This is a genomic window from Streptomyces sp. NPDC005774 (assembly GCF_042871645.1).
Classification (GTDB): Bacteria; Actinomycetota; Actinomycetes; order Streptomycetales; family Streptomycetaceae; genus Streptomyces; species Streptomyces pratens.
Window position 1 is genome coordinate 40,000 of record NZ_JBIAIV010000046.1, and the last position, 20,993, is coordinate 60,992.

18 protein-coding genes are annotated in these 20,993 nt (G+C 69.9%); 9 read left to right on the forward strand and 9 right to left on the reverse strand.

Annotated features, from left to right (window positions below; genetic code table 11):
- Positions 1-43 precede the first annotated feature (43 nt).
- Positions 44-532 (forward strand): large conductance mechanosensitive channel protein MscL, encoded by a 489-nt coding sequence (gene mscL / locus ACFYQA_RS30770; RefSeq protein WP_388924763.1) that lies wholly within the window; start codon positions 44-46, stop codon positions 530-532.
- A 27-nt stretch (positions 533-559) separates the two neighbouring features.
- On the opposite strand, the gene ACFYQA_RS30775 is transcribed toward mscL, so the two are convergent.
- Positions 560-736, reverse strand: a complete 177-nt coding sequence (locus ACFYQA_RS30775) for a hypothetical protein (RefSeq protein WP_386400238.1) — start codon at positions 734-736, stop codon at positions 560-562.
- A 97-nt stretch (positions 737-833) separates the two neighbouring features.
- On the opposite strand from ACFYQA_RS30775, the gene ACFYQA_RS30780 reads away from it, so the two are divergent.
- Positions 834-1,859 (forward strand): P1 family peptidase, encoded by a 1,026-nt coding sequence (locus ACFYQA_RS30780; RefSeq protein ID WP_388924766.1) that lies wholly within the window; start codon positions 834-836, stop codon positions 1,857-1,859.
- Positions 1,860-2,208: 349 nt separating this feature from the next.
- Positions 2,209-2,964, forward strand: a complete 756-nt coding sequence (locus tag ACFYQA_RS30785; protein ID WP_388924769.1) for a DUF6227 family protein — start codon at positions 2,209-2,211, stop codon at positions 2,962-2,964.
- Positions 2,965-3,646: 682 nt separating this feature from the next.
- Here ACFYQA_RS30785 and ACFYQA_RS30790 read toward each other — a convergent pair.
- From ACFYQA_RS30790 to ACFYQA_RS30810, 5 genes are all read right to left on the reverse strand, one after another.
- Positions 3,647-5,857 carry a fructose-specific PTS transporter subunit EIIC gene (locus tag ACFYQA_RS30790; protein ID WP_388924772.1) on the reverse strand — a complete coding sequence of 737 codons (2,211 nt, stop codon included), beginning with the start codon at positions 5,855-5,857 and terminating at the stop codon, positions 3,647-3,649.
- A 166-nt stretch (positions 5,858-6,023) separates the two neighbouring features.
- Positions 6,024-6,971: a 1-phosphofructokinase gene (gene pfkB / locus ACFYQA_RS30795; RefSeq protein WP_388924775.1), complete on the reverse strand. Its 948-nt coding sequence runs from the start codon at positions 6,969-6,971 to the stop codon at positions 6,024-6,026.
- On the reverse strand, positions 6,968-7,729 hold the full coding sequence (locus ACFYQA_RS30800; RefSeq protein WP_386400230.1) for a DeoR/GlpR family DNA-binding transcription regulator: 762 nt from the start codon (positions 7,727-7,729) through the stop codon (positions 6,968-6,970). Before ACFYQA_RS30800 ends, pfkB begins: the two co-directional genes overlap by 4 nt.
- Before the next feature lie 428 nt (positions 7,730-8,157).
- Positions 8,158-8,922, reverse strand: coding sequence for a TetR/AcrR family transcriptional regulator (locus ACFYQA_RS30805; protein WP_388924778.1), 765 nt, complete (start codon positions 8,920-8,922; stop codon positions 8,158-8,160).
- A gap of 383 nt (positions 8,923-9,305) precedes the next feature.
- Positions 9,306-10,304, reverse strand: a complete 999-nt coding sequence (locus ACFYQA_RS30810) for an RNA polymerase sigma factor RpoD/SigA (RefSeq protein WP_388924781.1) — start codon at positions 10,302-10,304, stop codon at positions 9,306-9,308.
- Positions 10,305-10,525: 221 nt separating this feature from the next.
- Here ACFYQA_RS30810 and ACFYQA_RS30815 point away from each other — a divergent pair, with 221 nt between their 5' ends.
- A complete protein-coding gene (locus ACFYQA_RS30815; protein WP_388924784.1) occupies positions 10,526-11,038 on the forward strand; it encodes a GNAT family N-acetyltransferase in 513 nt (170 codons plus the stop codon).
- 197 nt (positions 11,039-11,235) lie between these two features.
- Here ACFYQA_RS30815 and ACFYQA_RS30820 read toward each other — a convergent pair whose 3' ends face one another.
- The gene (locus tag ACFYQA_RS30820; RefSeq protein WP_388924787.1) at positions 11,236-12,021 is read right to left on the reverse strand and encodes a dioxygenase; all 786 of its coding nucleotides are present in this window, start codon (positions 12,019-12,021) and stop codon (positions 11,236-11,238) included.
- A 148-nt stretch (positions 12,022-12,169) separates the two neighbouring features.
- Between ACFYQA_RS30820 and ACFYQA_RS30825 the strand changes: the two genes are divergently transcribed.
- Positions 12,170-12,715: a MarR family winged helix-turn-helix transcriptional regulator gene (locus ACFYQA_RS30825; RefSeq protein ID WP_388924790.1), complete on the forward strand. Its 546-nt coding sequence runs from the start codon at positions 12,170-12,172 to the stop codon at positions 12,713-12,715.
- A gap of 163 nt (positions 12,716-12,878) precedes the next feature.
- On the opposite strand, the gene ACFYQA_RS30830 is transcribed toward ACFYQA_RS30825, so the two are convergent.
- A complete protein-coding gene (locus tag ACFYQA_RS30830) occupies positions 12,879-14,426 on the reverse strand; it encodes an MFS transporter (RefSeq protein WP_388924792.1) in 1,548 nt (515 codons plus the stop codon).
- A gap of 217 nt (positions 14,427-14,643) precedes the next feature.
- Complete coding sequence (locus ACFYQA_RS30835) at positions 14,644-15,288, reverse strand: TetR/AcrR family transcriptional regulator (protein ID WP_388924795.1); 645 nt, start codon at positions 15,286-15,288, stop codon at positions 14,644-14,646.
- Positions 15,289-15,572: 284 nt separating this feature from the next.
- Between ACFYQA_RS30835 and ACFYQA_RS30840 the strand changes: the two genes are divergently transcribed.
- From ACFYQA_RS30840 to ACFYQA_RS30855, 4 genes are all read left to right on the forward strand, one after another.
- Positions 15,573-16,892, forward strand: a complete 1,320-nt coding sequence (locus tag ACFYQA_RS30840) for a M6 family metalloprotease domain-containing protein (protein ID WP_388924798.1) — start codon at positions 15,573-15,575, stop codon at positions 16,890-16,892.
- 584 nt (positions 16,893-17,476) lie between these two features.
- Entirely contained in the window at positions 17,477-18,238 is a 762-nt protein-coding gene (locus tag ACFYQA_RS30845; protein WP_388924800.1) for a DeoR/GlpR family DNA-binding transcription regulator, read from the forward strand.
- Positions 18,239-18,320: 82 nt separating this feature from the next.
- The gene (locus ACFYQA_RS30850; RefSeq protein WP_388924803.1) at positions 18,321-19,691 is read left to right on the forward strand and encodes an ABC transporter substrate-binding protein; all 1,371 of its coding nucleotides are present in this window, start codon (positions 18,321-18,323) and stop codon (positions 19,689-19,691) included.
- 248 nt (positions 19,692-19,939) lie between these two features.
- Complete coding sequence (locus ACFYQA_RS30855) at positions 19,940-20,905, forward strand: carbohydrate ABC transporter permease (RefSeq protein ID WP_388924806.1); 966 nt, start codon at positions 19,940-19,942, stop codon at positions 20,903-20,905.
- The last annotated feature ends 88 nt before the right edge of the window (positions 20,906-20,993 follow it).

A 20,993-nucleotide genomic window follows, 5' to 3' on the forward strand; every position in this document is an offset into this window, starting at 1 on the left:
GCGTTTGATCCCCCACGTCACCCATACAAGATGGAGCTCCGGGTTGAGCGAGAAGAACGAAACCGGCGTCTGGCAGGGCTTCAAGGCCTTCCTGATGCGTGGGAACGTCATCGACCTGGCCGTCGCCGTGGTCATCGGCGCCGCCTTCACCAACATCGTCAACGCGGTGGTGAAGGGCATGATCAATCCGCTGGTCGGCGCCTTCGGCACGCAGAACCTGGACAGCTACAGCTCGTGTCTGAAGGGCTCCTGCAAGGGCACCGGCGATGCTGCGACGGGCGTCAAGATCCTGTGGGGTTCGGTACTCGGCGCGACGCTCCAGTTCGTGATCACGGCTGCGGTCGTCTACTTCCTGATGGTGATGCCGATGGCCCGGTACCTGGCCCGGGTCGAGGCCCGCAGGAAGGCGAAGGAAGGCGCGCAGGAGATCATCGAGATCTCCGAGCTCGAGGTGCTCAAGGAGATCCGCGACGAGTTGGTCGCGCAGCGCGGCTCGGGTCGTGGCCAGGGCCCGGGGTACGGCGAGCGATAGCCGGCACCGGCCTGCACGGCTCCCGGGTCAGATGTGGTGGGGCGGCTTCTCGTCGAGGAAGCGTTTCAGGTCCGACGCACTGTCGCCGGACGGACGGTCGCCCCACCCCCGGTCCGTGTCGTCCGTGGACTGCTGGTCCAGCGGGTCGTCGAAGACCAGCGCGGGCTTCGGCTCGCGCGGCCGGGGATCGGGGGCAGTGCTCATACGACCAGAATACGGCTCCGGCGGAACCTACCCCCGACAGCGACTGTTCCCTGGTGGCGACTCCTTGCTCCGGCGGTGACCGCGCGAGACTGACGCCATGACTGTTGACGCTCTGACCGATGTGGCCGGTGTGCGCGTGGGGCACGCGACCCGTACCGGAGACGGCCTGCTCACCGGCACCACGGTGGTGCTCGCGCCCGAGGGCGGGGCCGTGGCCGCCGTGGATGTGCGTGGCGGCGGTCCCGGTACGAAGGAGACCGACGCGCTCGATCCCCGCAACCTCGTGCAGCGGGTCGAGGCGGTCGTCCTGACCGGGGGCAGTGCCTACGGACTTGACGCGGCGTCCGGGGTGATGGCCTGGCTGGAGGAGCGGGGGCGCGGGGTGCGCGTCGGCCCGGATCCCGCGCACGTGGTGCCGGTGGTGCCGGCCGCCTGCGTCTTCGACCTGGGCCGGGGCGGGGACTTCCGGGCCCGGCCGGACGCGGCCACGGGGCGCACGGCGGTCGAGGCGGCAGCGGCGACCGCGCCGGGGGAACGGGTACCGGAGGGGTGTGTGGGCGCCGGCACGGGGGCCGTGGTCGGAGCGGTGAAGGGCGGGATCGGCACCGCGAGCACGATGCTGGACTCGGGGATCACGGTGGCCGCGCTGGTCGTGGCCAATGCGGCGGGCTCGGCACTGGACCCGGAAACGGGGACGCTGTACGGCGAGTTGTTCCGGGGCGGCCGGGTATTCCATCCCGATCCGGAGGTACACGAGGCGGCGCTCCGGCGGCTCGCCGGCCTCGCGGAGCGGAACGGGCCGCAGCCGCTCAACACCACGCTCGCGGTGGTCGCCACCGACGCGGACCTGTCCAAGGCGCAGGCGCAGAAGCTGGCCGGCACCGCGCACGACGGCATCGCGCGGGCGGTACGGCCGGTGCATCTGCTCAACGACGGGGACACGGTGTTCGCCCTCGCCACGGCCACCCGCCCGCTCGACACCGCGAACCCTCTCGCCCTGAACGAGATCCTCGCTGCGGGCGCCGACTTGGTGACCCGCGCGATCGTACGGGCCCTGCGCGCGGCCGATTCGGTGGACGGACCGGGCGGAGTCTGGCCGTCGTACGAGGAGCTGTACGGATAGCTGCACGGGTAAGCCGTACGGGTAGTTGTGTGACGAACCGGACAGGGAGGCGTGGGGCGCCCCGGACGGGGAAGCGTCGGGGAGCCAGGCAGGGCAGCGGGGACGTCCGGTGAGCGGAGGGAGCCGACCGCTGGGCGGACTGCGTGATCAGCGGCCGCCGGCCCGGCCGGAAGCACCAGGAGTGGCGCCTGAGCAGGGGGTACGGAGGTCCGCCGGGGACGGACGGGAATTCTTCGCGCGGTCGGTTCGTTTTGACGCCATACATTTTCTCAGTTCCCGGACATGATGTCCGCCCGAGAGGCTACGGTATGCACCCACAAGGTGACATGCAGCAACGCCGGGAGAAGCCTTGAGCGTTCCGTACGAGACGGCAGCGTACGAACCAGCCGACTCGCCCGAGTCTCCTGAGGAGCATCTCGCGCGACTACTCGGCCGTGCCCTGAACTCCTTCGAACTGCCCGACGAGGCAATACGCCTGCTCGACTGTGCACTGGCGCACGACAGTTCGCTGCACTCCGCGCACCACAGTGCGGGCCTGCACCGTGAGACGTACCGGCACACCTGGCTGCTCGCCGACGGCTCGGCGCTCACACTCTGGGAGCTGGTCCACAACACGGCCCCGGGCAGCGAGCCCCAGCACGAGGTGTACGCGGACGAGGAGGAACTGGGCGTCGCCACCGCCCGGCTGCCGCTGCCTCCGGAGACCCCGGACTTCGAACTGCCGGTGGTGGTGCAGTTGTCCCGGATCCCCGCACCCCTGCCCGTCTATGTCCCCGACGCTTCGGCGGACCACGCGCGCCGCTTACTGCGCCGGGCGGAGAACACGGACCGTCCGGGGCCTCGGACGGCCGCGCTGCTGTCCACGGCATCCGCCCACCAGATCACCCAGGCCTTCGGCCGCCCGTCCGCCGCGGGCGGGCCGGGGCGCTCGGGGCCGTCCTTCTCGCTGTACGAGCACGCGTTCCTGCTGCGTGACGGTGCGGAGGTCTCCCTCTGGGAGGTGGAGCACACGGCCACGCCCGACGGGCGGCACATGTGCGAGGTGTACGTCACCGACGAAGCCGCCCGGGACGCGATGGAGCAGCGTGCGAACCAGGTTTCCTGAGCAGAGCCAGGCCGCCCGATCCGCCGCCATCACTCCTCCCGGCCACCGGCGAAGCCCCGCATCAGGAGGGCGAACGCCTCACGCTCGGCCGGAGTGAGCCGCACCTGCTCCGCCTGGGGGCCCGTTCGCCGCTGAGACGGAATCGTCCGGAGGGCCCGCAACTCCTGCGGCCCCGGAACACCACGCCCCGGATGCGGCCCCGGATGCCGACTCGGCTTTTGATCCGGCTTTTGATCCGGGTGGGGGCCGACGCCCTCATCCCGCCGTCCCGGCCCCCTGTCCCCCCAATACGCTCCCGCTCGGGCCAGCGCCCGCATCCGCGTCCGCACCCGCAAGCCGACGCCACTCCCCCGCACCCGCCTGCGGTCCCGCCGTAGGACACCGGCCAGGCCCGCTGTGCAGGCCGCGGCCACCAGGGTGAGGGCGGTGGCGCCCGTCACTCTCAAGATCGAGTCGTGCTCAGGCATGGGCCCAGTACACATCACGGCCCGGGACTTTGGTCCCGGACCGTGATGAACGTGATCTATATCGCAGTTAGCTCATTTGCCTGCGAAAGTCCCACATATGCCCATTGAGGAAGTTCGCCGTCATTACCGTCTTCCGTCGGTACCGTCCTTCGTCGTTGCCGACGTCCGTATTACCGACGTCCGTATTACCGACGTCCGTGTTGCCGGCTCCCGTGTCACGCGGCGACCGGCTGCTTCGATTCCGCTGCCGAGGCCGCCGAGCCCTCGCCGTTGGTCGTGCCGGGTGCTCCCGGAACCGTCTTGCGCAGGCCCTTCAGGAGGATCACCAGAGCCGCCGTGACACAGACGCCCGCCGCGATGGCGACCAGGTAGAGCAGTGGGTTGCCGATCAGCGGGACCACGAAGATGCCGCCGTGCGGAGCGCGCAGGGTGGCGCCGAAGGCCATCGACAGGGCTCCGGTGACCGCGCCGCCCACCATCGAGGCGGGGATCACGCGCAGCGGGTCGGCCGCCGCGAACGGGATCGCGCCCTCGGAGATGAAGGAGGCGCCCAGGACCCAGGCGGCCTTGCCGTTCTCCCGCTCGGTCCGGTTGAAGAGCTTGCCGCGGACCGTGGTGGCCAGGGCCATCGCCAGCGGCGGGACCATTCCGGCCGCCATCACCGCGGCCATGATCTTCATCGCGGAGTCGCTGGGGCTGGCGACCGCGATACCGGCCGTGGCGAAGGTGTACGCGACCTTGTTGACGGGGCCGCCGAGGTCGAAGCACATCATCAGGCCGAGCAGGGTGCCGAGCAGGATGGCGTTGGTGCCGGTGAGGCCGTTCAGCCAGTCGGTCATGGCGTTCTGCGCCCCGGCGATCGGCTTGCCGATCACCACGAACATCAGGAAGCCGACCACCGCCGAGGAGATCAGCGGGATCACCACCACCGGCATGATGCCGCGCAACGCCACCGGGATGCGCACCCGCTGGATCGCCAGCACGACCGCACCGGCGATCAGACCGGCCGCGAGACCGCCGAGGAACCCGGCGTTGATGGTGAGGGAGATCGAACCACCGACGAAGCCGGGCACGAGTCCGGGCCGGTCGGCCATGCCGTACGCGATGTAGCCGGCCAGGACCGGGACGAGGAACCCGAAGGCCACGCCGCCGATCTGGAAGAGCAGGGCGCCCCAACTGTCGGCCTGGGTCCACACGAAGTGTTCCATCACCGATGGCGCCTGGTTGATCTCATAGCCGCCGATCGCAAAGCCGAGGGCGATGAGGAGACCGCCCGCCGCGACGAACGGGACCATGTAACTGACGCCGGACATGAGCCACTTGCGCAGCTTGGTGCCGTAGCCCTCACCGGGTTCACCGGTGCGGTCCACGGGTGTGTCGCCCGATGCGGCAGCGGCGGTTGCCTCACCGCGCTCGGCCTTCCCCCGGACCTCGGCGATCAGCTCGGCGGGGCGGTTGATACCCGCCTTGACGCCGGTGTCGACGGTCGGCTTGCCGGCGAAGCGTTCCTTCTCCCGGACGGGCACGTCGTGGGCGAAGATCACGCCGTCCGCCGCCGCGATCACGGCCGGGTCGAGCCGGGTGAAGCCCCCCGAGCCCTGCGGCTCGACCGCGATCTCGATACCCGCTTCCCGGCCGGCGTTTTCCAGCGCCTCCGCCGCCATGTACGTATGGGCGATGCCCGTGGGGCAGGAGGTGACGGCGACGATCCGGAAGGGACGCGCGCCCTCACCGGACGCACCTTCGTCGGAGGCGCCTGTGTCGGACGCGCCCGCATCCGGGGTTCCTTCGCCCGTAGAGGCTGCCCCCGTGGAGGCTGCGCCGGTAGTACCCGTGGTGGCACCGGCGGAGGCCGCCACCGGCGCCACCACGGAGTCCGTGGAGTTCGTGGTGGCGCCGGAGCCCTCGGGGCTGTCGGGGCTCTCGGAGGCCCCCGAGCCGGCCGTGTCCGCCGTGGCGGTCCCGGTCCCGTCGGCCGTCGGCTGCTCGTCCCCGCGGATGAGCGCCGCGGCGCCCTCGGCGTCGCCGACCGCCCGGAGCCCGTCGGTGAACTCGGCGTTCATCAGCTTCCGCGCCAGCGAGGAAAGGATCGTCAGATGAGCGTCGTCCGCGCCGGCCGGGGCGGCGATCAGGAAGATCAGGTCGGCGGGCCCGTCCGCGGCACCGAAGTCGATCCCGGCGGTGCTGCGCCCGAAGCCCAGCGTCGGCTCGGTGACGTGCTCGCTGCGGCAGTGCGGGATGCCGATACCGCCGTCGAGGCCGGTCGGCATCTGGGCCTCACGGGCGGCCACGTCGGCGAGGAAGCCCTCCAGGTCGGTCACCCGGCCCAGGGTCACCATCCGCTCGGCGAGGGCTCGCGCCGCCGCTTCCTTGGTGTCTGCGGACAGGTCGAGGTCGACCAGATCCGCGGTGATCATCTCGCTCATCGCGGGCTCCTTTGCACGCGTATCGCCCTTGACGTGGGGTGGGCGGAAGGGGGAATGGGGACGGTGCTGCGGTGGGGGTCTGTGGGGTCTGTGGGGTCTGTGGGAGCTGAAAGGGTTGCGAAGGTCACGAGGGTCGCGAGGAGCGGAGCGGTACGAACATCGGTGCTCATGTGACCGGCTCCTTCAATACGCGGTCCACCGGCACCCTTGCCGTGATCGTCACCGCGGTCGGGTCCAGGTCTCCCGGCGCTGGCATCACGCTGCCGGGGGTCTGGACGGCCGCCGCTCCGTGGGCGAGCGCCGAAGCGAGCGCCTCCGGACCGCGCCCGCCGGCGATGAGGAATCCGGCGAGCGAGGAGTCGCCCGCACCCACATTGCTACGGACGACGTCCACCCGGGCGGTGCCGAACCAGGCGCCGTGCTCGTCGACGAGCACCTGGCCGTCGGCGCCCAGGCTGGCGAGCACGGTCCGGGCGCCCATCCCGCGCAGTTCCTCGGCCGCCTTCACCGCGTCGCCCACGGTGATCAGCCGACACCCGACGGCCTCGGCGAGTTCCTCGGCGTTCGGCTTCACCACGTCGGGCCGCTCGCGCAGCGCCGCGACCAGCGCGGGCCCGGAGGTGTCCAGGGCGATGCGTACGCCCGCGGTGTGCGCCCGCTCGACCAGCTCGGCGTACCAGGAGGGTGCGAGGCCGCGCGGCAGGCTGCCGCAGCAGGCGATCCAGTCGGCGCCCCGCGACTGCCGGTGGACGGTCTCCAGGAGCAGCTCCTGCTCGGCCGCGGTCAGCTCCGGGCCCGGCGCGTTGATCTTCGTCAGGACGCCGTCCGCCTCGGCGAGCGCGATGTTGGACCGGGTGGCCCCGGCCACCGCCACCGGCGCGACCTCGATGCCCTGCGCGTCCAGCAGTTCGGCGACCACGGCGCCCGGTGCGCCGCCCAGGGGAAGCACGGCGACGGTGCGCCGGCCGGCCGCGGCGACGGCGCGGGAGACGTTGACACCCTTGCCGCCCGGGTCCACACGTTCGCCGGTGGCCCGGTTGACCTCGCCACGCTCCAGCGCGGGCACCTCGTACGTACGGTCCAGGGACGGGTTGGGGGTGACGGTGAGGATCATGCACGCACTACTTCCGTGCCGCCGCGCTCGATCGCGAGGGCGTCTTCGGGGCTCAGCCCACTGTCGGTGATCAGCAGGTCCACGTCGTTCAGGCCGCCGAAGCGGGCGAAGTGCTCCTGGCCGTGCTTGGAGGAGTCGGCGAGCAGCACCACACGGCGGGCGGCTGCCATGGCCGCGCGCTTCACCGCCGCCTCGGCGAGGTCGGGGGTGGTCAGGCCGTGTCCGGTGGAGAAGCCGTTCGCCGCGACGAACAGCACGTCCGCGCGGATCTCGCCGTACGCGCGCAGCGCCCAGGCATCCACGGCGGCCCGCGTGCGGTGCCGTACGCGGCCCCCGACCAAGTGCAGCTGGATACCGGGGTGGTCGGCGAGCCGGGCAGCGATGGGCAGGCTGTGGGTGACGACGGTGAGCGAGAACTCCACCGGCAGGGCGGCGGCGAACAACGCCACCGTCGAACCGGCGTCGACGATCATCGTGCCCTCGTTCGGAATCTCAGCGAGGGCGGCCCTGGCGATGCGGTCCTTCTCACCGGCGGCCGTGGTCTCGCGCTCGGCGAGGTCCGGCTCGAAGTCCAGGCGTCCGACCGGGATGGCCCCGCCGTGCACCCTGCGGACCACTCCCGCGCGGTCGAGGGCCTTCAGGTCCCGGCGGATCGTCTCCGCCGTCACCTGGAACTGCTCGGCCAGCGAAACCACATCCACCCGGCCGCCGTCCCGGGCGAGCCGCAGAATCTCCTGCTGTCGCTCTGGTGCGTACATGTCCACTCACCTCCGAAGCATGCCCGAACGTGTGGCTTTCCTTGAAGGTTACGACGAGTACCCCGGAAAGTAAACAAGAACGGGCCTAATCGGGCATGAACGGACGTTGGGCCGCGCTCGACACCCTTTCCCTCCGGCGCGCCTACCAGCGCGGCCAGCGCGGCCAGGATTCGAGCAGGGTTCGAACAGGAAGGCCTGAATTCAAGTAGGACACGAGTTCGACCCACCCCTTTCCACCATCGGCAAGTCCGCAGACTTCGGCGACTCGGGCACCCCGGGCGGTTCGGGCGGTTCGGGCCGGTCAGTGGGCGGCATGAGGACGGCTCGGGCGGGCAGGGATGCTCGGGCGGCATGAGAAGGGGCCGCTGCCGGGCGGCCTCCAGGGCGCGCGGCAGCGGCCGTCCCGTCAGGACGTCATCCGGAAACCGTCAGGACTCCGTCAGAGCGTCCCACGGGAAGTCCCGCAGCGCCGCGAGGTTGGCCACGGCCAGTTCCGCCGGCCCCGGCGGGTCCTCGCCCGTACCCTCGTCCGCCGCCCAGGCCTCGACGGCCGCGCGTACGGCGGCGATCGCGACGGCGGCGGCAAAGCGCAGTCGCGCGTCCACGGCAGCACCGTCGACCCGCTCGGCACTGTCGGCACTGTCGGCACTGTCGGCGCTACCTGCGTCGTCCACGTGCGCTGCGCGGTCGGCATGCTCGGCATCGTTGTCGCCGGCTGCCGCGCCGACGGGCACCCGTGCCGCCAGGACCTCCGCCAGCGCGCGTTCCGACGTCTGGCAGACCTCCGCCCACACCCTGCGCAGGGAGGGGTTCGAGTGGGCCAGCCGGATCAGGGTGCGCGCCCACACCCAGGAATCCGACGACATCCCCGCACCCGGCCTCAGCGTGGACCGCACGGCGTCCTCAAGGGCCTGCGGTACGGACGTCCCGGGCGGCGCCGCCCGCACCGCTTCCACCCAGCGCCGGGCGCCGGCCTCGTAGAGCGGGACGACGGCTTCTTCCTTGGCTGCGAAGTACCGGTAGAAGGTGCGCGGGGCGATGCCCGCCGCCTGTGCGATGTCCTCGGCCCGGGTGGCTTTCAGCCCTTGGCGGACGAAGAGACCGGCCGCCGCGCGGGCGATCTCCATCCGGGTCTCGGCTTTGCGCCGCTCGGTCAACGAGACAGGAGGAAACGGTGGGGTGCTGCTGCTCACGCCCGGCAGGGTATGCCCATGTGGCACAATCTGCCATCTGGCGGGCCACCCCGGGGTTCAGGTTCGGGGTGGCCCGCTTTCCCGTCCCGCACAAGGGAAAACCGGGTCCGGCACCCGGGGGGAGGGTGCCGGACCCGGCTTGGGAAGTCCCGGCGCCGGGGGGGTGGTGCGACGGGACGTGGTTCAGGAGAGTCGTCCAGGAGGCCGAGACCCGGAGATCTTCCGACGGAGATTTTCCGTCCCCGGATCTCGTAACCCGAATTCCTGCGCTCTGCATTCTTGTTCCCTGGCCCAGCGGATTGAAGCGGTGTCAGGACGTCATGTTTGCGCCGTATTTCGTCACCCGGCGCCCCCAAGGGCCCTGCACCGGCCCCGCATCGGCTCTACGCCGCCGCGTCGAACCCGGTGTCGCGGGCCAACTTCTTCAGTTCCATCAGCGCGTGCTTCTCTATCTGGCGGATCCGTTCGCGGGTCAGGCCGTGCTGCTTGCCGACCTCCGTCAGGGTGCGCTCCCTGCCGTCATCGATGCCGTACCGCATCTTGATGATGGAGGCCGTGCGCTGGTCGAGGCGGCCGATGAGGTCGTCCAGTTCCTCGCTGCGCAGCAGCGTCAGCACCGACTGTTCCGGCGACACCGCCGAGGTGTCCTCGAGGAGGTCGCCGAACTGGGTCTCGCCCTCGTCGTCCACCGGCATGTTCAGCGAGACCGGGTCGCGGGCCCAGTCGAGCACGTCCGTCACCCGCTCCGGTGTGGAACCGAGCTCGGCGGCGATCTCACCGGGCTCCGGGTCCCGTCCGTGCTCACGGTTGAACTCGCGCTGCACGCGCCGGATCCGGCCCAGCTCCTCCACCAGGTGGACGGGCAGGCGGATGGTGCGGGACTGGTCGGCTATCGACCGCGTGATGGCCTGACGGATCCACCAGGTGGCGTAGGTCGAGAACTTGAAGCCCTTGCGGTAGTCGAACTTCTCGACCGCGCGCACCAGGCCGGCGTTGCCCTCCTGGATCAGGTCGAGCAGGGGCAGACCGCTGCGGGGGTAGCGGCGGGCCACCGCGACGACCAGGCGGAGGTTGGAGCGGATGAAGACGTCCTTGGCCAGCTCGCTCGCGTCGTACAGCTTCTGAAGCTCCTCGGTGGTGGCCCCCACCTTGTTCTCCTCGGTGCCATCAAGGATCTGCCCCGCGAACACACCCGCTTCGATGATCTGGGACAGCTCGACCTCCTTGGCGGCGTCGAGCAGCGGTGTGCGCGCGATTTCGTCGAGGTACATACCGACCAGGTCACGGTCGGCGATCTCGCCACGATGGGCGCGAACACTGCTTGCCGAGTCGGCCGTCTCGCCGGAGGCGGACTTACGACGGGCGACGGCACGGGTTGCCATGCTTGCTCCCTTACGGTGATGAGGTCGGCGGGCGGTTCTGCGGATGCCCGGCACGTACGTCAGGTCCAGGGTCTCGATCTCTCACTTCGGACTCTGCTCGGGTGCCCGGCATCTGTTGGAAACAACGACTGGAATCCGGACAGAATTCCCCACCCGACCCTCGAATTTTCTGATCATGCAGTATCCTGTCGAGCCGCAGGAGGGCGAGATGGCGTCGGAGTATGCGAAGGCCCAGGTCAGGGTCCGAGGGTGATCTGACAGCGCTCACCGATCTGTACAACCAGTACGCGCGCGAGACGGCCATCACGTTCGACACCACGGTCCTCACCCCTGAAGAACGCCGCCCCTGGCTGCTCTCCCACCCTGTAGACGGCCCGTACCGCTTGATGGTTGCCACGGCCGCGACCACAACCGGGAACTCCGAGCGGGTTCTGGGCTACGCCACGTCCAGCGCTTTCCGGGCGAAGCCCGCCTACGCGACGTCGGTGGAGACGACGGTCCACGTCGCCCCGGACGCCGGAGGCCGCGGGATCGGCACTCTGCTCTGCACGGCCCTGCTCGAGGCCCTGGCGAGCGAGGACCTGCACCGCGCCTACGCGGGCATCGCCCAGCCGAACGAGGCATCCACCCGGCTGCACCAGCGCCTCGGCTTCCGGCACACGGGCACGTACCGCGAGGTGGGCCGCAAGTTCGGCCGCTACTGGGACGTGGCCTGGTACGAGAAGGAGTTGTAGCCGGCGGCCGCCGGCGCCACGGCCGGCGGCCGCCGGGGGTCCGGCACGCGAGAGCCGACGGCCGTCCGGGAACCGGCAGCGGTCCGGGAGCCGGTGGTCGTCCCGTCCGGGAGCCGACGGCCGTCCAGGAGCCAGTGGCCGTCCGAGGACCGGGCGCAGACCCCGGCCCAGCCGGGCCCGGCCTGGCCCCGGTGTCCTCAGCCGAACTGCACCGACCGCTTGGCCAGCCCCAGCCAGAACCCGTCGATCACCGACTTCTGCGTGTCCAGGTCACCGGCGGCGTCCGCCGCGCCCATGGTCACGAAGAGCGGTGCGAAGTGCTCGGTACGCGGATGGGCGAGCATGCCCGCCGGGGACTTGCGGGTGAAGTCGAGCAGCCCGTCCACGTCACCGGCGTCCAGCGCCCGGTGCCCCCAGTCGTCGAACTCGGTCGACCACCTGGGGATGCCGCCCTGCCGCAGCGCGGCCAGGTTGTGGGTGAAGAACCCGGAGCCGACGATCAGTACGCCCTCGTCGCGCAGCGGTGCGAGCCTGCGTCCGATGTCCATGAGCTTCACCGGGTCCAGGGTCGGCATGGAGACCTGGAGCACCGGGATGTCGGCCTCGGGGAACATCTCGACCAGCGGGACGTAGGCGCCATGGTCCAGCCCACGGTCGGGCACGTCCTGGACCGGGATGCCGGGGGCACGCAGCAGCTTGCGTACGGAGTCGGCGAGCGCGGGAGCGCCGGGGGCGCCGTACTTCACCTGGTAGTAGTGCTCGGGGAAGCCCCAGAAGTCGTAGACGAGGGGGACCGTCTCGGTGGCGCCGAGGGCGAGCGGGGCCTCCTCCCAGTGGGCGGAGACGACGAGGATCGCCTTCGGGCAGGGCAGGCCGGCGGACCAGGCGGCCAGCTCACCGGGCCAGATGGGGTCGTCGGCCAGGGGCGGGGCGCCATGGCTGAGGTACAGGGCGGGCATGCGTTCCTGAGTGGCGGCGGTCATGGCTGCGACTCCTTCCGGCGATCGGTGCAGATCCGGCTGGCTTGGCTGGTGGGCGGATGAAGCTTTTTACTTGAAACCTCAACCTATGCCCCAGACCCTAGCGCAATTTTGTTTAACATTCAAGGAGAAGGGCTTTACAGTGGAGTACATGACGACGGCACTCACTTCCGCAGCGGCACCGGGTTCGGCACCCGGCCCGGCAGGCACCGACGAACCCCGTTGGCTCAGCGCCGAGGAACAGCGCGTCTGGCGCTCGTACATCGAGGCCAGCACCCTCCTGGAGGACCACCTCGACCGCCAGCTCCAGCGGGACGCGGGCATGCCGCACCTCTACTACAGTCTGCTGGTCAAGCTCGCCGAGGCGCCGGAACGGCGGCTGCGCATGACCGAACTGGCGATGCTGGCGAAGATCACCCGCTCCCGGCTCTCGCACGCCGTGGCCCGCCTGGAGAAGAGCGGCTGGGTGCGTCGCGAGAACTGTCCGTCCGACAAGCGGGGCCAGTTCGCCGTACTGACGGACGAAGGGTTCGAGGTGCTGCGCCGGAACGCGCCGGGCCATGTGGAGGCCGTGCGGCAGGCGTTCCTCGACCGGCTCACCCCCGGACAGCAGAAGGTCCTCGGCGAGATCATGGAGATCGTCGCCGAGGGTCTGCAGCCCAGCGAAGCGGGTGCGGACCTGCCCTGGCTCCGCTGAGCGCGGAACCGGGGCAGGTCCTGGAAGCCGTACGGAGGAGGCGTCCCCTCCCCCTCCGTACGGGTGGCCCGAAGGTACTGGCCGGTGAGGGCCGGTGAGGGCCGGTGAGGGCCGGCGGTGGGCGGTGAAGGCCAGTGGCTGGTGAAGGCCGCGCGGCCGGCCGTCAGTGGGCGATGATCGGCACCGCCACGTCCTCCTCGGCACCCCCGGCGACCCTGGAGCCATCGTCGGAGGAGCCGGTGACCGTGCTCCCCGGGCGGCCGGCGTTGATGAGGGTCAGGGCGATGGCCGCGGCCAGGACGAGGATCCCGACAGCGAACCAGATCGCGCTGGTGTAGCCCTGCACCATGCCTTCGAGCTGAACCAACTGCTGCTGGGACCGGCTCGCGGCGCCGCCGATGTGGTCGGCGATGTAGGACGTGGTGGCCGAGGCGGCGATCGTGTTCAGCAGGGCCGTACCGATCGCGCCGCCCACCTGCTGCGAGGTGTTGACCATCGCGGAGGCGACGCCGGAGTCCCGGGGCTCGATGCCCAGGGTGGCCAGCGACATGGCCGGCATGAACGCCGTACCCATGCCGAGACCGAGCAGCAGCATGCCGGGCAGCAACACGGCGGCGTAGGAGGTGTCGACCTCCAGCCGGGTCAGCATCAGCATGCCGAGGGCGGCGACCAGGAAGCCGGGGCCCATCAGCAGCCGGGGCGGGACCCTGGTCATCAGCCGGGCACCGATCTGGGTGGAACCCGTGATCATGCCCACGACCATCGGCAGGAAGGCGAACCCGGTCTTCACCGGCGAGTAGTCCTGGACGATCTGCAGGTAGTACGTGAGGAAGAGGAACAGGCCGAACATCGCGATGATCGCCAGGCCCAGCGAGAGGTAGACCCCGCCGCGGTTGCGTTCGGTGACCACACGCAGTGGCAGCAGCGGCGCCTCGACCCGGGACTCGACCAGGACGAACGCCAGGAGCAGGACGGCCGACGCGACGAACATGCCGATCGTCAGCGAGTCGCTCCAGCCCTCGGACTCGGCACGGGTGAAGCCGTAGACGAGGGCGACCAGACCGAGGGTGGACAGCACCACGCCGGGCACGTCCAGCGGCGAACGGTTGCGGCCGCCGCGCGGCTCACGGATGACGAAGTACGCGCCGAGCGCGGCGACGACGGCGAACGGAATGTTCACGAAGAACGTCCAGCGCCAGTTCAGGTACTCGGTGAGGAAGCCGCCGAGGATCAGGCCGACGGCGCCACCGCCACCGGCGATCGCGCCGTAGATGCCGAACGCCTTGGCGCGCTCCTTGCCGTCGGTGAACATCACCGCGAGCAGGGACAGCGCGGCCGGCGCGAGCAGCGCGCCGAACACGCCCTGCAGGGCACGCGCGCCGAACATCATGACCTCGTTGGTGGCCGCGCCGCCCAGCGCGGAGGCCGCCGCGAAGCCGCCCAGACCGAGCACGAACGCCCGCTTGCGGCCCCACAGGTCGGCTATCCGCCCGCCGAAGAGCAGCAGTCCGCCGAAGGCGAGGGCGTAGGCCGTGACGACCCACTGCCGGTTGCCGTCGGAGATGCCCAGGTCCTGCTGGGCGGAGGGCAGGGCGATGTTCACGATGGTGGCGTCCAGGACGACCATCAGCTGGGCGAGCGCGATGAAGACGAGCGCCTTCCAGCGGTTGGTATCCGGTACGCCGGGAGCTTTTGAGGCTGTTTCAGACATGGGGGTACCCACTTCGGGACTTCGGGATTTCATGACGGAAAAATTCGCAGTTTGCGATGAAAAACGGTGTCGTGACGGAACGACTCGCCCAGGGGACGGCCGCCGGGCCGGCTACTGAAGTCGTTACTGAGGTAGTTGTTGAAGTGGTTCGGGGTGGATCGAAATCTGAATCGGGATCGGGATCGGGATCGGTATCGGGATCTTGGTCAGGGATCGTTCAGCTCGCGCGCAGGTCCTCCACGGTGACGGTCGCACCCGGCAGGGAACTGGGGGCCGGGGCCCGCATCCCGTCCAGGAACAGCTGAAGATGACGGTGGACGAACCGGTCTGCGCTCAGGCAGCCCGTACCGGCCGGCGGCCGACTGAGCTGGGCGATACCGATGAGCAGATCACCGAACCCCACATCGTCACGGAGCTGACCGGCCGCCCTCGCTCGGTCCATGATCTGCGCGACGAGCGTCTCGACTCGTACACGTGCGGCCTCCAGGTCGGGGTGGTGCTGGTCGAAGGCGCTGGAGAGCATCGGGCACAGCGCGCTGATCCGCTCCTCTGCGGCCGTGTGCGCGAACCGCTCCAGCGCCTCGAAGGCATCCCCGGTCTCGGCGAGTGCCTGCTCGGCCGCCTCCGACGTACGGTTCATCACGGAGCACACGACCTCGCGCACCAGCGCTTCACGATCGGGGAAGTTGCGGTACACCGTGGCATTGCCCACGCCGGCCCGGCGGGCGACCTCGTCGAACGGCACGTCGGCGCCGAACTCGACGAACATCTCCCGGGCGGTGGTGACGATCCGTTCCCGGTTGCGCAGGGCATCGGCGCGGGGCCTGGACGCCTTGGGCGATACGGAAGCGGCGGTCTGCACGATGCACTCCTAGGTCACTGTTACTGCTGTCACAGCTGCTGTCGCGATCCGGGGAAGGATTCCCCGTTTCGCGTGAACACAGGTCTAAACGGGGAAGCAGTCCCCGGTTATTTCCCTCCATCGGAAGCTTTTCATGTGACCTGAGTCACGTTCTCTGCGTGTCTGCCGGACCGCTCGCACGATCGGCCCCTCCAACGCGCGCCCGTGCACCCCCCGACGGAGGGTGATCAAAAGGGTGCAGCCGGAGACCGGTGGCTGCCGTGTGGAGCGCGGAGGTCCCCCGCATGCAGCCGCAGTCGACCCGCAGCCGGATATCCCCGCGCCGACTGGCCGCTCTGACGTCCGTGACCGTCCTGACCCTCGCCGTCGCCCCATCGGCCGGCAACGGCCGCCTCTCCCCCTACCCCTCGACCTCAGGTGCCGGACCGAGCGCTCTGTCCCGCTCCTCCGCGCACGGCCCCTGCATGATCGGCAGCGCCCGCGAGGTCCAGATGTCGGAGGGCATCCCGACGATCGACGGGTACGTCCCCTCCACCGGTACCGTCCACGCCCTCACCCTCATGATCGACTTCTCGGACGCCCCCGGCGAGGGCAAGGCCCTCGACCGCTACCGGGAGTTCTTCCCGCAGACCCAGGAGTGGTTCCGCACCAGTTCGTACGGCCGCCTCGACTACCGCCCCGAGAGCCCGATCCCGGACTGGCTGCGGATGCCCAAGTCCTTCCGGGAGTACGGCATAGAGCGCGGCGCCCCGTTCGACCCCGGCTACCGCAAGCTGGTCGACGATCTCGTCGCGGCGGCGGACCCGAAGGTGGACTTCCGGTCGTACGACCTGGTGAACGTACTGATGACCCCGAACGCGGGCCCCTCCGCCCTGGACACCGTCCTGTCGGTCACCTTCGCGGGCAACCCGGAGGCCCCGACCGCGGACGGCGTCCCGGTCGCCAACGCGTCGTTCGTCTACTCCCGCCAGGACGACGGCTCCGGCTCCCTGGACCGCACCGGCTACCGGGTCCTCCCGCACGAGAACGGCCACGTCTTCGGCCTGCCCGACCTCTACACCGCCGAGGGCGGCGGAGCCGTGGGCCACTGGGACATCATGAGCGAGGACTGGGGCGCCAACAACGACCTGCTCGGCTGGCACAAATGGAAAATGGGCTGGCTGGACCCACGCCAGGTGCACTGCGCGGCGGGCACGGGCACACGGGAGTACGCCCTGACGCCGCTGGCCGAGCCGGGTGGCCCGAAGCTCGTCTTCCTCCCGCTGGACGCGCGTTCCGGATACGCCGTCGAGTTCCGCACCCGCGCCGGCAACGACGAGGCGGTGTGCCGGCCCGGCATCCTCATCTACAAGGTCGACGCCGCCGTCGAAACCGGCATGGGGCCGGTCACGGTCTACGACTCCCGCCAGGAGAGCGGCGGTTGCACCCGCAGCCCCAACATCCACGCGGAACTCTCCGACGCCCCCTTCATCCCCGGCGAGACGTTCGTCGACCGCGAGGCGGGAATCCGGGTGACGGTGCTGGAACCGCACGACGAACGGACGACAAAGACCGACACAGAACCCACGCACCCCTCGTACCGCATAAAGGTCACCCGAACCTGAACCCCACCTCTCCCCCTGGCACCGACGGTCTTCCAGTGACCGGCGGACGAGGGCGCCCGACGCCCTTGCCCGCTCCGGGAGTGGAGTGGAGTGGAGTGGCGGACGGTGGCGCATAACAGTGGCGGCGGTGTGATCACCGTCCGACACACCCGGCCCGGCACCGGCCGACAGGCACAGTCCAACCCCCCATCCCACCACCCCGCCACCCCGCCACCCGCACGCATCCCGCGCTCGCGAACCCCTCAGCCGATCCCGATCCCGGTCCCGATTTCCCCGGATGATCAAGACCGGCCAGCTCCTGCCGTCGGGGAGCAGGCAGCAAACGGGCACCGTTTCGAGCGGACACGGGTGGAGATCATGCTCTGCTTTTGACCGAAGAAGGCCCCTGCCTGCGGGAACAACCCATTTGAAGCGGGCACATGCGGTCACGGAATGCATGACGTTTTGCCTGGTCATAAGCCTGGGCATGCCCATAAATAGTCCGCAAGAGCCCGAACGGACCGGACTCTGTGAAGGCGCGAACGCGCCACACCGGAAACGGCCTGACCGAGCGTCGGCCGGAGTCGCGGACTGGAGGTGTCACCGTGGACGCCGAAGAACGTCGACGCGCCATCCTGGAAGTGACGCGCCGTGTCGGCTCGGTCGACGTCGCCAAGACAGCCGCCGAACTGGGCATCTCCAAGGAAACCGTGCGGCGCGACCTGAACCTGCTGGCCGCCCACGGGCTGGTGCGGCGAACCCACGGCGGCGCCCACCCCGTCGAGAGCGCCGGCTTCGAGACCACGCTCTCCTACCGCACCACCAGTCAGGTCATGGAGAAGACGCGGATCGCCGCCGCGGCCGTGGACCTGCTCGGTGACGCGAAGACGGTGTACATCGACGAGGGCTTCACCCCGCAGCTCATCGCCGCCGCCCTCCCCCGCGACCGGCCGCTGACCGTGATCACCTCGTCCCTCGCCGCGGCCGGCACCCTGGCCTCCGTCGAGAACATCACCGTGCTGCTGCTCGGTGGCCGCGTCCGCGGCGCCACGCTGGCGACCGTCGACCACTGGGCCACCCACACGCTGTCCGACCTCGTCATCGACCTGGCCTACGTCGGCGCGAACGGCATCTCCCGCCAATGGGGGCTCACCACGCCGAACCCCGCGGTGAGCGATGTGAAAACGCACGTCATGACCGTTTCCCGGCGCCGGGTCTTCTCCGGCGTCCACAGCAAGTTCGGAGCGACCAGCTTCTGCCGGTTCGCCGGGATCGGAGACCTGGAGGCGATCGTCACCGACACCGGGCTTCCCGCCTCCGAAGCCCATCGCTACTTCCTCCTGGGGCCGCGGGTCATCCGGGTGTGACCCGCGGCTTTCCCCAACTCACCACGCACTCGCCCGACCGGGCCCCGGCCTCCCACGCCCTCGAACACCTCTGGAGTCATCCATGCCCATCCAAAAGATCACCCGCGTCCGGAGAAGCACGCGCGCTGCGCTCGTCGCCATAGCCGCGGGCTCGATGCTGGCCGCGTGCAGCGGGGCCGGCGGGTCGAGCTCCGAAGGCGGGGGCGAGAGCATCAATGTGCTCATGGTCGGCAACCCGCAGATGGAGGACATAGCGAAGCTGACGAAGGACACCTTCACCAAGGACACCGGCATCAAGGTCAACTTCACGATCCTTCCCGAGAACGAACTGCGCGACAAGGTCACCCAGGACATCGCCACCCAGGCCGGCCAGTACGACGTCGCCACCATCGGCGCCTACGAGGTGCCCATCTGGAACAAGAACGGCTGGCTGCAGGAGCTGAGCTCCTACGCCGACAAGGACACCGCCTTCGACAAGAAGGACCTGCTCAAGCCCATGGTCCAGTCCCTGTCCGGCGAGGACGAGAAGCTGTACGCGCTTCCGTTCTACGGCGAGTCGTCCTTCCTCATGTACAACAAAGAGGTCATGGACGAGAAGGGCATCACCGTGCCCGAGCGGCCGACCTGGAAGCAGGTCGCCGACATCGCCGCCAAGGCCGACGGGGCACGCCCCGGCATGAAGGGCATCTGTCTGCGCGGCCTGGCCGGCTGGGGCGAGCTCGGCGCGTCGCTGTCGACGGTGGTCAACACCTTCGGCGGCACCTGGTTCGACAAGGACTGGAACGCCCAGGTCAACAGCCCCGAGTTCAAGAAGGCGACCAACTTCTACGTCGACCTGGTCAGGAAGCACGGCCAGGCGGGCGCCGCGCAGTCCGGGTTCACCGAGTGCCTCAACGCGATGAGCCAGGGCAAGGTCGCCATGTGGTACGACGCGACCAGCGCGGCCGGTTCGCTGGAGGACCCCAGCTCCAGCAAGATCGCGGGCAAGGTCGGCTACGCCTACGCGCCGGTGGACAAGACGGACAGTTCCGGCTGGCTGTGGACCTGGGCGTGGGCGATGCCGAAGACCACCAAGAAGGCCGACGCCGCCTCGAAGTTCATGCTCTGGGCGTCCGGCAAGGACTACGAGAAGCTCGTCGGCGAGAAGCTGGGCTGGTCGCGCGTCCCGTCCGGCAAGCGGGCCAGCACCTACGAGATCCCCGAGTACAAGGAAGCGGCCTCGGCCTTCGGTGACATCACCCTCAAGTCCATCGAGCAGGCGGACCCGACGAACCCCGGTGTGCAGCCGCGGCCCACGGTCGGCGTCCAGTTCGTGGCCGTCCCCGAGTTCCAGGACCTCGGCACCAAGGTGACGCAGGACATCTCCGCGGCCATCGCCGGCAAGACCAGCGTGGACAAGGCCCTGACCAACGGCCAGAAGCTCGCGGAGGAAGTCGCCAAGAACTACCGGTGACCCACCATCCGGTGACCACCAGTCGGTGACCACCACCAGGTGGCCCGGTGACCGCGCCGGTGTCCCTCCGGTGGCTCCCCTCGCCCGTCGGACACCGGCGCCCGACAGACCGCGTCCGGCACGTACACCGCCCGCCCGCACCGGCCGAGGACCTTCGTACATCCGCATCCCGTACGAGGGCCTTCGGCCGGTGCACCGGGCATCGCTTCCCCATACCCGGCCGCAACCGGCCGGCTCAAGGACCCCTCATGACCACGCTCACTCCCGCACCCAACGCGGTGCGCAAAGACCCCCCGCACCGGCCGGGCAGGCGCGAATCGCTGAACAAGTGGCGGCGCCGCGTACCGCTGCTGCCGGCACTGATCTTCACGATCATCGTCACGCAGCTGCCGTTCGTGGCCACGCTCGTGATCTCCACCCTCCAGTGGAACATCCTCAAGCCGGGCGAACGGCACTTCACCGGCCTGTCCAACTACGCCTTCGTCTTCACCGACGAGCGGCTGCGCACGGCGGTCCTGAACACCGTCCTGCTCACCGCTTCGGTGGTGATCATCAGCGTGCTCCTCGGACTGGGCCTGGCGCTCCTCCTCGACCGCCGCTTCCCCGGCCGGGGTCTGGCCCGCACCCTGCTCATCACGCCGTTCCTGGTCATGCCGGTCGCCGCCGCGCTGCTGTGGAAGCACGCCATCTACAACCCCGACTACGGCCTCCTCAACGGCACCCTGAACGCCGTCTACCGTCTCTTCGGAGCGGAGAACGGCCCCACCATCGACTGGCTGTCGAACTCGGCGATGCCCGCCGTGATCGTGGCGCTGGTGTGGCAGTGGACGCCGTTCATGATGCTCATCCTGCTGGCCGGCCTCCAGGCCCAGCCCGGCGACGTACTGGAGGCCGCCCGGGTCGACGGCGCCTCGGCGCGGCAGACCTTCCTCCACATCACCCTGCCCCACCTGCGGCAGTACATCGAACTGGGCGTCCTGCTCGGCACCATCTACGTCGTGCAGACCTTCGACGCGGTCTTCACCATCACCCAGGGCGGCCCCGGCTCGCAGACCACGAACCTGCCCTACGAGATCTACCTGACCATGTTCCGCAAGTACGAGTACGGCGAGGCGGCCGCCGCCGGCGTGGTCGTGGTGATCGGCGCCATCGTGATCGCCACCTTCGCCCTGCGCACCATCGCGTCCCTGTTCCGTGAGGAGGTCTCCCGGTGACCACCACCCAAGCGGCGCCGGCCGCCACCCCTGCGGCCGGGCCCAAGAAGTTCCGCCGCCGCAAGAACACCCAGGGCGACCAGAACGG

Bases quoted from the DNA above. Each gene is read 5' to 3' on its own strand.
- ACFYQA_RS30850 (WP_388924803.1), top strand. From the start codon at position 18,321: ATGCCCATCCAAAAGATCACCCGCGTCCGGAGAAGCACGCGCGCTGCG.
- ACFYQA_RS30775 (WP_386400238.1), bottom strand. From the start codon at position 736: ATGAGCACTGCCCCCGATCCCCGGCCGCGCGAGCCGAAGCCCGCGCTG.
- ACFYQA_RS30840 (WP_388924798.1), top strand. From the start codon at position 15,573: ATGCAGCCGCAGTCGACCCGCAGCCGGATATCCCCGCGCCGACTGGCC.
- pfkB (WP_388924775.1), bottom strand. From the start codon at position 6,971: ATGATCCTCACCGTCACCCCCAACCCGTCCCTGGACCGTACGTACGAG.
- ACFYQA_RS30800 (WP_386400230.1), bottom strand. From the start codon at position 7,729: ATGTACGCACCAGAGCGACAGCAGGAGATTCTGCGGCTCGCCCGGGAC.
- ACFYQA_RS30820 (WP_388924787.1), bottom strand. From the start codon at position 12,021: ATGACCGCCGCCACTCAGGAACGCATGCCCGCCCTGTACCTCAGCCAT.
- ACFYQA_RS30825 (WP_388924790.1), top strand. From the start codon at position 12,170: ATGACGACGGCACTCACTTCCGCAGCGGCACCGGGTTCGGCACCCGGC.
- ACFYQA_RS30810 (WP_388924781.1), bottom strand. From the start codon at position 10,304: ATGGCAACCCGTGCCGTCGCCCGTCGTAAGTCCGCCTCCGGCGAGACG.
- ACFYQA_RS30855 (WP_388924806.1), top strand. From the start codon at position 19,940: ATGACCACGCTCACTCCCGCACCCAACGCGGTGCGCAAAGACCCCCCG.
- ACFYQA_RS30790 (WP_388924772.1), bottom strand. From the start codon at position 5,857: ATGAGCGAGATGATCACCGCGGATCTGGTCGACCTCGACCTGTCCGCA.
- ACFYQA_RS30815 (WP_388924784.1), top strand. From the start codon at position 10,526: ATGCGAAGGCCCAGGTCAGGGTCCGAGGGTGATCTGACAGCGCTCACC.
- ACFYQA_RS30830 (WP_388924792.1), bottom strand. From the start codon at position 14,426: ATGTCTGAAACAGCCTCAAAAGCTCCCGGCGTACCGGATACCAACCGC.
- ACFYQA_RS30780 (WP_388924766.1), top strand. From the start codon at position 834: ATGACTGTTGACGCTCTGACCGATGTGGCCGGTGTGCGCGTGGGGCAC.